Annotated in this window: 15 protein-coding genes and 2 tRNA genes; 4 read left to right on the top strand and 13 right to left on the bottom strand. The window is 39.3% G+C overall.

Annotation, left to right across the window (positions count from 1 at the left end):
• The first annotated feature begins 41 nt into the window (after positions 1–41).
• Together JWQ34_RS08780 and JWQ34_RS08775 are read left to right on the top strand one after the other, a co-directional pair.
• Positions 42–125: transfer RNA gene (locus JWQ34_RS08780), tRNA-Leu, on the top strand.
• 89 nt (positions 126–214) lie between these two features.
• Positions 215–298 (top strand) — tRNA-Leu (locus tag JWQ34_RS08775).
• A gap of 6 nt (positions 299–304) precedes the next feature.
• Here JWQ34_RS08775 and JWQ34_RS08770 read toward each other — a convergent pair.
• The 5 genes from JWQ34_RS08770 to JWQ34_RS08750 form a co-directional block, all read right to left on the bottom strand.
• Complete coding sequence (locus JWQ34_RS08770) at positions 305–757, bottom strand: hypothetical protein (protein WP_299356551.1); 453 nt, start codon at positions 755–757, stop codon at positions 305–307.
• Positions 758–763: 6 nt separating this feature from the next.
• Positions 764–1,021, bottom strand: coding sequence for a hypothetical protein (locus JWQ34_RS08765; protein ID WP_299356550.1), 258 nt, complete (start codon positions 1,019–1,021; stop codon positions 764–766).
• The gene (locus JWQ34_RS08760) at positions 1,018–1,161 is read right to left on the bottom strand and encodes a hypothetical protein (RefSeq protein WP_299356549.1); all 144 of its coding nucleotides are present in this window, start codon (positions 1,159–1,161) and stop codon (positions 1,018–1,020) included. Before JWQ34_RS08760 ends, JWQ34_RS08765 begins: the two co-directional genes overlap by 4 nt.
• A 523-nt stretch (positions 1,162–1,684) precedes the next feature.
• Positions 1,685–1,981: a hypothetical protein gene (locus JWQ34_RS08755; protein WP_299356547.1), complete on the bottom strand. Its 297-nt coding sequence runs from the start codon at positions 1,979–1,981 to the stop codon at positions 1,685–1,687.
• A 56-nt stretch (positions 1,982–2,037) separates the two neighbouring features.
• Complete coding sequence (locus JWQ34_RS08750; RefSeq protein ID WP_299356545.1) at positions 2,038–4,002, bottom strand: hypothetical protein; 1,965 nt, start codon at positions 4,000–4,002, stop codon at positions 2,038–2,040.
• Positions 4,003–4,445: 443 nt separating this feature from the next.
• Between JWQ34_RS08750 and JWQ34_RS08745 the strand changes: the two genes are divergently transcribed.
• Positions 4,446–4,637, top strand: a complete 192-nt coding sequence (locus tag JWQ34_RS08745; RefSeq protein WP_299356543.1) for a hypothetical protein — start codon at positions 4,446–4,448, stop codon at positions 4,635–4,637.
• Positions 4,638–4,836: 199 nt separating this feature from the next.
• Here the strand turns inward: JWQ34_RS08745 and JWQ34_RS08740 are convergent, their stop codons facing one another.
• The 7 genes from JWQ34_RS08740 to JWQ34_RS08710 form a co-directional block, all read right to left on the bottom strand.
• Entirely contained in the window at positions 4,837–6,903 is a 2,067-nt protein-coding gene (locus JWQ34_RS08740; protein ID WP_299356541.1) for a hypothetical protein, read from the bottom strand.
• 98 nt (positions 6,904–7,001) lie between these two features.
• Positions 7,002–9,077 carry a hypothetical protein gene (locus JWQ34_RS08735; protein WP_299356538.1) on the bottom strand — a complete coding sequence of 692 codons (2,076 nt, stop codon included), beginning with the start codon at positions 9,075–9,077 and terminating at the stop codon, positions 7,002–7,004.
• A gap of 36 nt (positions 9,078–9,113) precedes the next feature.
• Positions 9,114–9,560 (bottom strand): hypothetical protein, encoded by a 447-nt coding sequence (locus JWQ34_RS08730; protein ID WP_299356535.1) that lies wholly within the window; start codon positions 9,558–9,560, stop codon positions 9,114–9,116.
• 41 nt (positions 9,561–9,601) lie between these two features.
• Positions 9,602–9,739, bottom strand: coding sequence for a hypothetical protein (locus tag JWQ34_RS08725; protein WP_299356532.1), 138 nt, complete (start codon positions 9,737–9,739; stop codon positions 9,602–9,604).
• A gap of 14 nt (positions 9,740–9,753) precedes the next feature.
• On the bottom strand, positions 9,754–10,446 hold the full coding sequence (locus JWQ34_RS08720) for a hypothetical protein (protein ID WP_299356530.1): 693 nt from the start codon (positions 10,444–10,446) through the stop codon (positions 9,754–9,756).
• A complete protein-coding gene (locus tag JWQ34_RS08715; protein WP_299356528.1) occupies positions 10,443–11,669 on the bottom strand; it encodes a terminase large subunit in 1,227 nt (408 codons plus the stop codon). The genes JWQ34_RS08720 and JWQ34_RS08715 overlap by 4 nt, the downstream gene beginning before the upstream one ends.
• Positions 11,670–11,680: 11 nt before the next feature.
• Positions 11,681–12,088, bottom strand: a complete 408-nt coding sequence (locus tag JWQ34_RS08710; RefSeq protein ID WP_299356526.1) for a terminase small subunit — start codon at positions 12,086–12,088, stop codon at positions 11,681–11,683.
• 137 nt (positions 12,089–12,225) lie between these two features.
• Between JWQ34_RS08710 and JWQ34_RS08705 the strand changes: the two genes are divergently transcribed.
• Positions 12,226–12,777 (top strand): hypothetical protein, encoded by a 552-nt coding sequence (locus tag JWQ34_RS08705; protein WP_299356524.1) that lies wholly within the window; start codon positions 12,226–12,228, stop codon positions 12,775–12,777.
• Between the two features lie 84 nt (positions 12,778–12,861).
• Here JWQ34_RS08705 and JWQ34_RS08700 read toward each other — a convergent pair whose 3' ends face one another.
• A complete protein-coding gene (locus tag JWQ34_RS08700; RefSeq protein WP_299356522.1) occupies positions 12,862–13,278 on the bottom strand; it encodes a hypothetical protein in 417 nt (138 codons plus the stop codon).
• Positions 13,279–13,354: the final 76 nt, after the last annotated feature.

Below are 13,354 nucleotides of genomic sequence, written 5' to 3'. Positions count from 1 at the left end.
TTTTAACTACAGAAAAATTATATTTGCACCCTGCTTTAGCAGCCCGGATGGCGAAATTGGTAAACGTTGCGGTCTCAGAAGCCGTTGAGAATTGTCTCTTGAGAGTTCGAGTCTCTCTTCGGGCACGTCGATGTAGATATGAGATGTGAGATTTTTGGATAAGAGATAAATATTAAGTGTCTCACTTCTTAAGTCTGATATCTCATATTTTTAGGCCCGGGTGGCGAAATTGGTAGACGCACCATCTTGAGGGGGTGGCATTCGTAAGGATGTACGAGTTCGAATCTCGTTCCGGGCACACATCTTAGGCGGTTGTTTTATATTGATACTGATAATACCACTCCATTAAATAAACACCATCACTCCAGGATAATTTCCCGTCAGCGGCAACACCCGCTACTAAAATCGACAAGTTGTGCAGAAAAGCGCTCTTAATATCGCCATCTAAACCCTGTATAACTTTAACCGCACAGGTTGTTAATTGTGCAGGATCTGTTATGTTTTGGCAGCTATCAGCTAGTTTAAGCTCGCTTAAAATTACCGGAATTTTTGCACGAAGCAGATCTTTAATTTTATCATCTATGTCGCCGGGAATCAATGCCGTTAATACATCAGCAGCAGGCGAATCGATAAATATTTTTGCATTTTCGGCCACAATTACGCCAATATGTATAGCAGTTTTTAACTCGGCAGGTATACCGGCAAATAGATTTTTAATTTCATTCCAGATTTTGGATAAAAAAGATTTTAAGCTCATATAGTGTTATTTTTTAATTTGTTTTACAGTTTTAATTTCATCTACTTCTTGTTGTAGCACCGCTACATTGCCCTCCAATAGTTTTAGTCTGATCTCTGTTATCCTGGAATCAGTATTTTGCTGGGTACGCAAATCTTTTATGTCATTTTTTAATTGGAAATAGGTTGTCATTACCGATACAACAATGCTTGCCGTACTGAGTATTGTAACCACAATATTTTTTAAGGTAATACCTCTTAGTTCCCTGTGTTCTATTGTTGTCATATGTTAGTTTTAGTGATGTTTGATAAAAATAATTGTCGCTCTTTTGCCCTGCGTTTTACTAATGCATCCAGTATTATCTTTTCGCCGGTTGACGGATTGGTAACTTTGTTCCATACTAAACTGATCGGCTGAACCTTCATAATCTTCAGCATTTAGCTTATGAAGCAAAGTGGATTTTTGTAATGCGCCAATTCCTTCGTTATAAGTGAAAGACACAAGCGCGTCGAACTGACTTTGCAATAACGAGACTATAACAAATTGATGAGCCTATGCAATCGGTATCCGTATCGTATAAATAGATTTTGTAACTCATGTTGTTTGAGATGTGAGATGTGAGAATTGAGTTTAATATTGTCTGAATCGCTGATTGACACGATTTAAGGATTACATGATTCGACACGAGTATTGGTCTTGAATTGTGTTCTGATAATTGAACTATACAAATATCGGGGTTATTTCTTTTAGTGATGGTGACACTAGTTTGTCAGTAGTCTTGGGTGTTGATTTTATTGATTTCGATAACTAATAATCCTATAATCTTTTAATCCTACAAATCTTAGTCAAAGATCGGGAGTATTATTTTAGGATTGGGTGACACCACTTTGTCACCAGATAATATCAACGTAATCTTTAAATCATTAAAATCAGCAATCGAATGGTTTGTTATGCTGATTGGCATATATCAAAGGTCGGAAAACTATTTTGAATGGATGGTGACACTAGTTTGTCACCATCCGAAAAACTATTCATAGCCCGCCAAATGGTACGCTCATCCTTCTCGAACTTTAATTCGGCTTCTAATACAGCCTGGTTCTTAGTTATACCGCGTGCCTTAACCTGGGCTTGTACCCATAAGTAGATCTCGCGGTAAATAAAAACTTTAGTAGTAATAAACCCCGCCTTGTACATTGCAGAGAACACACCCTCGTCAAATAAGGTATTTGCAATCTTTATATTCATCGATTTTAATATTGATAAGTTATACATTATTGTTCCCCCTTCAGGGGGCTAGGGGGTTAAAGATTAACCCTATTAACCGTTTGTGCCAATATATTTTGCTGGCTGTTAATATCCTTCACATCCACATAAACAGGAGGGAAGTTATTGATCATTTGGTAGGCTATGGTATTGGCAAGGTCCTTCTGGTCATTCATGGGTTGGTTGTAGTAGCGGTTGGAGTTACCCCCATCAGTAAAGATCCCGCCAATGGCATAACCACGGCCCGGGTTTGTTATAGAGAAATCCCGCCCGCCATGCGCTACGTTAATAGCACTAACCAAGTTGCGTGCCCAGGGGTTACGCATAGCTTCAGATACCACCACAGCCTCGCCCGACCGCAGGTAGGCATTGGTATTATCTGTACGGCTGTAGCCTGATAGGAGAGCCCCTTTGCCGTCTGAAACAAACCGACCGCCTTTAGCAAAGCCTGGTTTTTGTTTGGAGATCTCTGCGATAGATGCCGCGCCTTGCGCCCCCATAAATACCGCTTGCGCGATACCCAACGCCTGGCCAATAAACGGAATGCCTGCATAAGCCTTTAACGATTCCATTACCGCCCGTTTGGTGCTGATAATGGTATCGGCAATAGAAGTTGCTTTTTTAGCCAGGAAAGCCGTTTTAAAAATTGCCGAATCTTTCTTGCTGTTTTTTAAGGCGGCATCTATAAACTTATCGCCTGCATGAATTTTTGATTCTGTTAGCTTTTCTTCTATCTCGATTTTCTTTTTGGCAGCATCAGTTTCTATATCAAGGATAGCCCTTTGTGTTTGCTGTACATTTGTAAGCACCATGCTTTTTTGGGCCTCTAATGATTTTTGTACACTTTGGTCAAGCGAAGTTTTTACAGATGAGGTATCAGACTTTGTATTTTCAAATTGTACCGTATCAGGCTCTCGTTTATCATCTTCGGGTACAACAGGCTGAGTATGCTTTTTGTGTTTTCCGGACCCATTACCGTGATATGAAATATTAACGTTATTGTTTACATCGGCACTTATGCTATTAACTTTGTTTTTAATGGAATCAGCATCTTTAGCAAATTTCATCAGGTAATCAACATTAGCCTGGATAGCTATTTTTATTTTATTCTGCTCATCAATGGCGGTTTTGGCCCGGTCATCGCTTTCTTTTTTAAAAAAATCCAACTGGCCGTTTGATCTCCCTCCCCGGTAAAATGTCGGTTGTTTTGCCAGCTCCTCTTTTTTATTTTTTACTTCATTGTAATTTGCATTTTTTATCTTTTCAATCTGGTAATCCGCGTCTAACAACTTAGCAGTTTGTTCTGTCATTTTATTAAGCGCGGCTTTGGCTTTTGCACTCGCTAAAATTGACTTAGCAAGGTCAGTATAAGCCGTTTTAGCTTTTCCGTTTGCAATCTGTTCCCTATCAAAGTTTTTAAACTGTTCAGGGTAGGTGTCTTTTAGCTGCTGGGCATATTTAAGCCTGTCGGCCTGAGCATTGTTAGCATTGGTAGCCGATTTATACAATACATCAAGCTTTGCAGTTTGTTCAGCAGCATCTTTATTGGCTGCTTTCATCACTTCATTTAGGTTTTTGAAGTTTTGAGCCCATACACTTGTTGCTTCTTTGCCTTTAAATAAAGCCGTTGTAAAGTTTATAATTTCGGGTAAGAAGGCAAGGACTACACTTAGTCCGCCGGTTAAAACGGCCTCGAAAGATAATGCTCCAACTTTTGCTAATTCAAAGCCTTTTTTCAACCCACTGATGACATATGTAAGTGAGGTATAAGTTTCTTTAATTTTAACTATCGAATTACCAGCAAACTCATTTTGTGAGCTAAGTTGCTTTAAGGAATCATTAAGCATTGCAACATCACTATCTAATTTATTAATCGGATTCGACAAATTGCTTATAGATGTTTTCAAACTATCAAAAACTCCTTTGTATTGATTAATTTGCTGTTGCCCATCGGCGTTAATTTCTACATTGATAGAAACGTTATTTTTATTATTATCTGCCATTTTATTTTTTTATTATTGATTAACTTATTACTTAATTTATTGCAAACCCATGAAAACTTTAAAATCCAAAACCTTTTTAGATGATACTTTATTGACTTTGTTTGTAGCTAATAATAACATAGCAAAGGAAGACATAGTAATCATAACCAATGTGGGAGATATCGGGCTGATAAAGTATACAATTTTTTTTTACATTGATTCTGAAGCTAAATGAAGAATAGATGCAGCGTTCTTTCGCTCTTGTTGGTGTTATTACCAACAAGTACCGATATTTTGTAAATTAGCACTATAGCCAAGATGATTTAGATTAATATCGAATTATGCTTGGCCTACGTTTGTTGGTGATAACACCAACAAAGGCGCAGAAATATTTTTATTGTTTGCCATATAGTATTTGATTATTAAATTGGTGAAAATTTATTTAGTAGTTAAACATTAAGATCATGATAGTTTTAAAAGCTCAAGCATTTCCCAGTATTGAAAGGATTACAAAATTTATAAATGAGAACACGATCAACAGAGAAGTAATTCTTGAAATTACACATGGAAAAGATTTTGGTGAAATGGCTGTATATACGGTTTTTTTTTATGGTGATTCTGATATTGAAGAAAAATTACCGGGTTTTTGGGGGTGATCTTAGCAAGAGCGATCTGTTGCATTAAGCTGCTAGCTTCCAATTATATTTTCGAAATACTACCTGATAATCTATATTTAAAAATGGGGCCGATTCCTCTGTCATTTTATTAAGCGCGGCTTTGGCTTTTGCACTCGCTAAAATTGACTTGGCAAGGTCATCGTAATTCTTCTTGGCTTTGCCGTTTGCGATATCTTGCTTATCCCAATTTCACCAACTCCACCTTTATAGGTTGTCCCTTACGCCAGGCATCAATTTTATTAATATAATAATAGGCGCTATCCTGCTCCAGGTAAAGGGGTATTAATAAGTCAAGTTCCAATATATCGCGCGGAGTTAGTAAAAAATAGCGCACCACTTTTTTTGTTTGCTTTAATATTTTCTCCAGTTCGGGGTAATATTTTGTTTTTAAACCGGGTAGTGGTTTGCCTGCAATGGTTCCGGGCATATCGCCAAAACATAAGCTGTACTCGCCATCGGGTTTGTAAAAATAAGGGACGCTTATAATATCATTTACAACAATATGATTACTGCCACCATCAGTAAATGTTACGGTTTTACCCAACTTGTTAATATCCAGTTTACGGTCAATCAGTATCCGCGGCGAAACACCAATGCTAAAATCTGTACCGCCATTGTTGGTATCTATCATTTTAATTTGTGCGACTGTTCCACCAATATAGGGCCGGTTTAAGGTAGGGGTAAACTGACTTTCCAGCAGATCGGTTGTTGCCGGTAAAGTAGTGTCGGCTACATTTATTACCGCGTCTGCAAAACCTGTGGGTAACACAGCATCATCATTTTTATACTTTAATGTATTAGCCTGCGCATAACCACCTAGTTGAAAGTTGATGGTTTTGCCTTGGTCCAGACATTTTTTTGTCCAGTTTTTTGCTGTGGGTATATTACCAACAATATCCCGGAACGAATTGAATGAGATGGTTTTATTAGCATTATCTGCCTGGCAAATTATACCGAAACGCTGTAGCGTATCTTTAAGCAGATCTTTCTGTGAAATATCCGGAAAGATACGTTCGCACTGTACCGGCTGGCTATATTTAACCAACCTGTTTTGCGCTGTAACTGTAAATGTAGCACCCGTAGCAACTGTAAAGTATGATGGATTATCGCCCATCCAGGTATAATTAACCTCCACACTTTGGCCTGCGGCAAGCTCGGTTTGGCAGGATAGGGTTTGCTTATAAATATCAATATACCCGGTAATACTGCCACCGCTTGTGCCTTGGTCTCGTACCCAACTGCCCATGTCCCAGGTAAAATCAAGCTCGGCGGGATAGATGTCAGGCAAACCTGGTGTGTGCACCGTTATGGTTACGTGTAAGTATGTAGGATGCTTGCCGGTAATTTTACCACGCATATTAACATGCGGAAAGTTAACGGTAACGGTAAAATCGCTGCGCTGTAAAGCGGTAAATATGCCGTTGTTTAATTGATTGGAAGGGTCGGCCAGTTTATTATTAAAAACGAATCTTCCTGACGGATTGCTGTTGTTAGGATGGTTAAGTTGTATGACAGAGCCCGTAGCTGCCGAGCAGCTTAGTATATCGGGCTGTGTTTGATAGTCTGTGCCATGTTCCCATGAGCCATTGCTAAATTGAGCTATTAATAATGGGTACAACGGATCTGAAAGTAATGACCCGGTAGCTTTATAACCCGCGCTTTTAACCAACAGATCTATAGCTGTTTTTATAAAAAAGCCGGGCCGCATGGTAGTTACATTAATGGGTTGCGCATAATCTTCGGTAAAATTACCATAGTCAACTACCGGGTATATCCAGCCTTCTGTTTTGGTTTGCGAGTGTGCCGCATTGTCAAGCGTCCAGGCATGGTCATATTGCTTCCATAAAAGCCCTTTTCCCCATTGGCTTTTGCTATCGCCCATTTCATATAGTTTGCCGTCAATAGCATCAAAGAAATCAACATTTCCTGACAGGATGGTTATACTGGCGGTGTCCTGGTCAATGCTGTTTAACTCGCCAATACCGTAGGGGATGATCTCTAAACCATCCTGTACCAGCTTAGCCGGGTATTGGGTGTATGGCAAGTTGGTACAAAAGGCAACATCATCCGGAAAGCCTAATATTCGCCGGTTACGTTGGGTAAGCGGCAATTTAAACTGGTTGGAGGTATTTCCCTGCTGATTTTTTACCTCGGCCAGGTTGTTAATCTGGAACGTTAAGGCAATGGGGCTGTCATTACTCAGATCAACCAACTGATCGTTTATATATAATTGAATATCATTCATTTGTTTAGTATCAGGTAGCTAGTATCAAGTATGTAGTATCAGTTATTGCATGTGTAATATGTCTTGCTACTTGATACTAATTACTTGATACTAAATAATTATTGAGTTTGGATATTTATACTTGGCATATTAAAGGTCACGCTAAAAGGTGCTTGCCCGTTAAGTGTTTCGTACTCGCTAAAGGTTGCGGTATTGATAACAATTGTTTGCCATTTAACCGGGTTTTTATTCGTCAGCATTTGGACTTTTGGCGAGTATTTTATGGATTGCAACCCCTTAATATCAGCCACCGAAAGATCCTCGGCCATTATCTTCATTTTTTGGCCTGCGGTTTTGCTTATTACATCTTCAATGGCATCCTGGTTTTCCCAATCGGATACAAAGTTTTTAATGATGGTGGCGTTCTGAACATCCAACGTTACTTCCTGGTTATACACAAAGCGATAATAGTTCCAGGAGCCGCTTAACCCAACCCAACGCAGGTAAACAGATCGTTCATCAACCGCATCATCTATACGGATGGTTTGGGTTTGTGTAACCGCATGAACATTACTACCATCATTGTATTTTAAAGTGATGGTGAAATAATAGGCATCAACCGGAAAATCGTTATTAATCAGCAGCCGGTTTAAACCCAACTGTTCTGCAAGTGGCGCGTTGGCTATTGTTTGTTTAGCTATAATGAGCTTACTTCCATCCTGATTAAGCAACCATGATCCATCCTCATTTAATAAATAGCTGTTTTGCGGGCCACCGGGTAAAGGGTTTCTGTTGATATCTAACAGCGTAAGCTCGCAATATATATTCAGGCCAAGCAGGTGCTCACTATAAATAAACCCGATATCAAAGGGGTAGCCATTTGAGTAGGCTGGCTCTGCAAAATCAGTTATCCATTTAGCGGGTGACTGGCCATTTGCAAAAGGAACATAGACAGCCAGGTTGCCTCCATAACGCTCACCGAGTTGTTTGGCAGCATACACTGTATAGTATGGGTCGGCAATTTGTATCCAGTCTGAGGTTTTTCCATCGGCTGAGCCATCGTCCCAATGTTGCGCATAGCCAATCTGGTAACTGGCGCTTAAATTATCATCCCGGAAGTTGGCCTTAGTGAAATCACTGTCGTCTTTAACCCTTACTATGGATTGCAGAAAGTTTGATATGTCGGCTTTTATCAAACCTGCATTATCAGGCCTGTTGGTTGATTGTATAGTAGTTTGCGCGCCTGTAATGCTATCCTGGTAAGTAATTTTGGTTAGCAATTTATAATAGGGCCGCAAACGGTTTATATTAACAAACCCTGAAGCAGATGACAAGTAAAGTGTATTAATAATAAAAGTATTATTACTGCCCGGTATGGGCGTAACTTTATAAGTCCCTTTATAGGTTTCAGTGTTTATATAAACAAGGTCATCCTTAATAAGTCCTGTTACATTGGTATTAGCTAAAATTTTAGCATTGCCTGATTGTGAATCTAAAGTAACCGATACTACTTCAAAATCTTTACGCTGATAAGTAAATACAACCGGGTTAAACGCCGCGCTCCACCGACTTATATTGCCGCTAACGGTTACCGATGGATCGCTAATTAACAAACGACTTAGTGTAGGCACGGTTACAGACGCGTTTTCGACACAGCCAAAACTATTTGAATCTATAACCGTAATTGTTTTTAACCCGCCTAATAAACCAGTAAATGTATTTGATGATTGAAAATGTATATTATCAAGACTATACGATAAAGGCAAATAGCTTGAAGATGCTTGCACTGATATTTGCGCATCGCCGGCCCCGGGTGCAGATTCGGGTTTAATAATATTTATGCTATTAATACTCAAATCGCAATTGTTTACAGGCGGCGGGGCATCTAATAAAGGGAATATTGCTGCAAAGCCAAATGTTTTTGAATAATAAGACACAAAATTGCCCGACCCGTCATCATGAGCTCTGTCAATAATCCCATCAAACAATAATACAGACTGGCCCGAAGCAACTTTTATTTCGCGCGTTACTGTTCCATTATCATCAACACTATATTTTATTAAAGCGCCATTGCCGTTTGCCGGTGCGCCTTCATCATCTGTGATAACGGCATATACTCTGGCTGTGGTTACATAGTCTGGCCCATCGTAGTCAAATATTCGGTTACTGACTACTATATTACAATTTAATCCCATGTGTATTTAATTTAAGTTGATATTTAAGATATTAGGTTAGTACTTATCAAAGTACATGGTAGCCAATGTTATAATTAAGCTAACACCCGTTGTATTAGCATCAAACTTGTTGTAAACCGGCGTGCATTTGGCTCTGTCGCCTGCTTTAATTTTAAAGTAACGGCCATCGCCCTCGCGATATTTGGCAGCCTTTGCAATGAACTCATTAGCCATATGCAATGCCTGGTTTACATAGGTTTCGTTATCGGCAGTGTATTGGTCAAAATCTGTTTTATAAAGAAATTCCAGCGTAATAGCAAAGGTATTATCTACCGATCCATTGATCTGCGGCGACAGGTTGATCAACTGTGGGGGGTACAAAAACACAGTTGGAAATGTGATATCATCGGCAAGCGTGTTAAGCTCGTTAACGGTGCCATATACAAACGATGGGTTGCTGGTTAAGGTTTGTACAATGGCTTCAATTTGGTTACGTATGGGCATGGTTGGTTTATTAGTTTAATGGTTCATTAGTTCATTGGTGGTTAGCGTTGCGCTTGTATTAGTTCGGTATATTTGCGTTGATACTCCGCTTCTGTTTTGTTGAGGAGGAGCTTAGTTAATACGCGGTCATAAGGCATGTTTAATACATCGTCCCATTTAGTGATATCGCCGCCTGACAAAGAATTTACGGTGTTTATATACTTAAACTTCTCGAATGATTGGATACCGGCTTTTTTCTCCAAAACTGACGGAGCCGCAGAAAGTAATTTGTTTTCGGTTTCGATAAGTTTGGATAGCTCATAAAAAAATGTTTGGCTATGGGCAGCGCCTCCAATACCCCAAGTTTTTTAACGGTTTCGGTAAATACTTCTGCCTGGTATTCGTTGTATTTATTACCTGTGGCCCGACAATAAAAATATTGTGCCAATACCAGGCAGCAGGCTTTTAAAGATGGGTTAAAACGCTCTTGCCAATCTTCTTCCCCATGCAGTGTTATGTGTTCATTTATTTCATCAGCAATAATATCCCTTGCGGCCATGAAAGCTCCGGCAGGCTCCACTGATAAATTACGGATAACTTTTACCATTACCTTTTTATCATCAATATCAAAACTTACGTTAGTAGGTATATCATCGCTGTTATACAGGTGTTTGATCTGATTAGATAATGATAGAACTGCTTCACCAAATACATCAAAATCATGTATATCAATTACGTTTTTTAGTTCATCAATTGGAGTGCCTGATAATATATTTATGGCATCCAGATCACTTAAATTCAGCTTATCCTGCATCTGCATCATTTGCCCCAATGTAATTTCCTTCAGTTGCGATGGCATCTGAATACGGAGTTGGCCGTGGATGGTTTTGAACGTTTTTTCTATCATATATTAATAAATTCTGAAAGATGATTTTGCAGGTTAGTTTCCTTGTAAGGTAGTTTTGATCTTGTCGACGCTACCGGGGTTATTTTCAATTTGTTTAATGCTACATATCGTAATGGATCAATCAAATGGTTCCATGTATCAACCGGCTCATTCATGGGTTTGCCAGATCGGTCAACCTTCCATTTGTATCGCGCCAGTTCTTTCTTTAAATTAATACTGCGCCTGGTAAGATTAAACTTGTATCGCTTTAATATATCAATGGAGTTATTTATACTGTCAGCCCCTTTTTTTGCGCCGGTAACATACCAGCCCAGTCTTTTTAATTCTTCTATTGATTTGGGTTCGGCGCTGTCTGCAATAATTTCGGTGCTTTTGCTTACGCCTGATGATATTAGCCTGGTGGATATATCTTTATTGGTTAAACCGGTCTCATAAAATAATTCATCAATCCATAATTCCCCGTTTTGCAGGTACACTTCTATGCAACCGGTTTGGTCGTTTGTAAAGCCAAAATCAAGGCCGGCGGCTATTAGTTTGGCATCGTTAGGTATATCATCGCAGATAAACCAATTAGTAAAAATTAAGCCACTTACTTTGCCTGTAAGCCCGCGTGCATAAATCCTCCAACGCTCATGGTCCTCGTCTTTAGTGCTTTCAATCTTATTGGCCATCCCTTTATCCAGGAATGGGTTATGCCGATGGTCTGATATAATAAGTTCGATGCCATCGTTTCCTATCAGATTATCATGTACCCAAAACTCCGTATTGGGGTTATAATCAATAAATATTTTGGACCGCGTACGCAGCGCCAGTTCGGTATAAATATTCCATGTAATACCATTAGCCTCGTTAATAAAAAGATAATCTCTTTTACCCGACTTCGCATCCTGCGCGCTGCCGAAGCTTTTAAATTCAATAAGTGATCCATTGTAAAATTCAAATATCCTGTCGGTTTTGTTAAAGTTTTTTACCAGTTTTTTTAACTGGCTTGACTTGTTATAAATGGTTAAAGCATCGCGCAAAGCGCCAGCTTTAAGGTTGGGTATATCCTGGCCTACCACGGTTATAACCTGTTTGTCTTTCTCGCAAGCCAGGCAAAACAATACCTGCTCTATCGCATAAGTTTTGCCCGAGCTGGTGCCGCCCTGGTTTATTACAACATGCGCGGCAGAGGCGTAGTTTAGCTTAAACAAAACCGATGCTTCGTAATTTTTTGCTGCCATTTTTAATGTTATTATAGTTGTACTTCTTTCTCGGACGAGGCTGGTTTTGGACCCGACTCTACCAGTTTTACTTTGATTGATTTTACCCTGCGTGGTGCTACTTTAGCAGGGATAGGTTTTTCATGCCAGCCCATACTTTTTAATGCGAATATGGCGCCGGCAGGGGCGGGGTAATGTAGCCTGCTCTCATAGTAGGCCATTATTCTAAACCGTGCTTGTGTTAAGGTTGAGCCAAGCCGTGCCCTGTTTTCAAATTTGTCGAAATCTTCCTTGCTTTTAAAACCTAAATGTAAAGCCAGACCGCTGATGGTAGGCGGCTCGTGATGTTTGCTTTTGTCATGGTTCAATGCTTTTATAAAATAGCTTTCTATTAAATTAACAAGCGTGGTTTTATGAAGGAAATATGGTAATCTTTTCATAGGTAAGGAGATTGAGTGATATTTGTGCCGGTTTGAAGTTTGGTACTGGTTTTTAAGTTAATTTTTGTTAAATTATTACTTAACGCAACTGTTTACACCGTATATTCGTATAATAATTATCTAAGTTTATCGGGCGTATGCGTTTTTTAAAGTTTATCTTAATTGTCTTGCTTTTTTCGGTGGTGATCGCATCCTGCCAGAAAGATCAGGCAGTTGATTTAACGCTTGCCAAAACAGGCTTAAAAGCCGATACCAGCAATAATTCGGGCAATTTTTTTGCCGTTAGTGGTACCCTAAATATTACCGTAGGCGACACCACCTATACTTTCGATGCTGCAAAGGATTCCGTTGCTTTTATAAACGCAAATATTGATAGTAATAAATACTTCGGTATTACGGCTATTAATAAAGCGCATACCATGAGTTTTGGAATTAGCTCCCCAGGCTTTGCATCGCCTGATTTAACTAATGCTATAGCAGGTGGTCAACTATTATTTAGCAAACATGGCGCTCAGTTTACTTTAGCTAAAGATGCAGAGCCGAATGATTCAAACAAGATCACGCTGGAGAAATATATGCAGGATAGTATTCTTACTAAAGGAACGTTTAGTGCTGTTATGACCAGTCAAGATGGTAAGCAGGCAGCACCGGCCAGTGTTACAGGTGAGTTCAACCTTCGTATCAAATAATTTATCGGTTTTAAAAAGCGGTTGTTAACCTAACATTACAAAGATAAACAAAATTTATGATATATATGCTATTTGGCATAATATTTACCAAATTTCTATATCGGCAACTTCGTTTTCTACCAGTTGTGTAAGTAGTAATTTTACTACGGCTTCGCGTGCCCATTGCTGCTCTGTAATTGACGCGTCTTCCTGGTACCATCTAATGGGCTCATTAATTTCGATACGCGCTTTATAAATAAAATTTTTCCGGGGATGCATTTTTGTGCCTTCGTAACTATTCAGATTCTCGGCCCTTATTACTTTGGCGAATTGTTTCGTGGTTAGGTCAACCTGCAGGCATTCTTCTAACGAGTTTTTAAAATCATGCTTGTCTTCGAGCCATAGGGTTAGGGTGTCGGCATTTAACTCGTGGTCGGCTACGGAAATGCGGCTGTAATCATAATCAACAGATATGATCATCCACCACAGCTTGTCTTTTAATTTTTGTGTGATCTTTATCATTTTTTTTGGTTTTTAGGAGTGAATGTTTTTAATAGTAAGGCCTCACCTAAATCCTCTCCAAAGAAGAGGACTTCAA

The sequence above is a fragment of the Mucilaginibacter sp. genome (assembly GCF_028288185.1).
In the GTDB taxonomy this organism is placed as follows: Bacteria; Bacteroidota; Bacteroidia; order Sphingobacteriales; family Sphingobacteriaceae; genus Mucilaginibacter.
The sequence above is the reverse complement of the archived record's forward strand: the minus strand, read 5'-3'. Positions and strand labels throughout refer to the sequence as shown.

Coding starts and splice junctions, on each gene's coding strand:
- JWQ34_RS08770 (WP_299356551.1), bottom strand. CDS start 757: ATGAGCTTAAAATCTTTTTTATCCAAAATCTGGAATGAAATTAAAAAT.
- JWQ34_RS08765 (WP_299356550.1), bottom strand. CDS start 1,021: ATGACAACAATAGAACACAGGGAACTAAGAGGTATTACCTTAAAAAAT.
- JWQ34_RS08760 (WP_299356549.1), bottom strand. CDS start 1,161: ATGAAGGTTCAGCCGATCAGTTTAGTATGGAACAAAGTTACCAATCCG.
- JWQ34_RS08755 (WP_299356547.1), bottom strand. CDS start 1,981: ATGAATATAAAGATTGCAAATACCTTATTTGACGAGGGTGTGTTCTCT.
- JWQ34_RS08750 (WP_299356545.1), bottom strand. CDS start 4,002: ATGGCAGATAATAATAAAAATAACGTTTCTATCAATGTAGAAATTAAC.
- JWQ34_RS08745 (WP_299356543.1), top strand. CDS start 4,446: ATGATAGTTTTAAAAGCTCAAGCATTTCCCAGTATTGAAAGGATTACA.
- JWQ34_RS08740 (WP_299356541.1), bottom strand. CDS start 6,903: ATGAATGATATTCAATTATATATAAACGATCAGTTGGTTGATCTGAGT.
- JWQ34_RS08735 (WP_299356538.1), bottom strand. CDS start 9,077: ATGGGATTAAATTGTAATATAGTAGTCAGTAACCGAATATTTGACTAC.
- JWQ34_RS08730 (WP_299356535.1), bottom strand. CDS start 9,560: ATGCCCATACGTAACCAAATTGAAGCCATTGTACAAACCTTAACCAGC.
- JWQ34_RS08720 (WP_299356530.1), bottom strand. CDS start 10,446: ATGATAGAAAAAACGTTCAAAACCATCCACGGCCAACTCCGTATTCAG.
- JWQ34_RS08715 (WP_299356528.1), bottom strand. CDS start 11,669: ATGGCAGCAAAAAATTACGAAGCATCGGTTTTGTTTAAGCTAAACTAC.
- JWQ34_RS08710 (WP_299356526.1), bottom strand. CDS start 12,088: ATGAAAAGATTACCATATTTCCTTCATAAAACCACGCTTGTTAATTTA.
- JWQ34_RS08705 (WP_299356524.1), top strand. CDS start 12,226: ATGCGTTTTTTAAAGTTTATCTTAATTGTCTTGCTTTTTTCGGTGGTG.
- JWQ34_RS08700 (WP_299356522.1), bottom strand. CDS start 13,278: ATGATAAAGATCACACAAAAATTAAAAGACAAGCTGTGGTGGATGATC.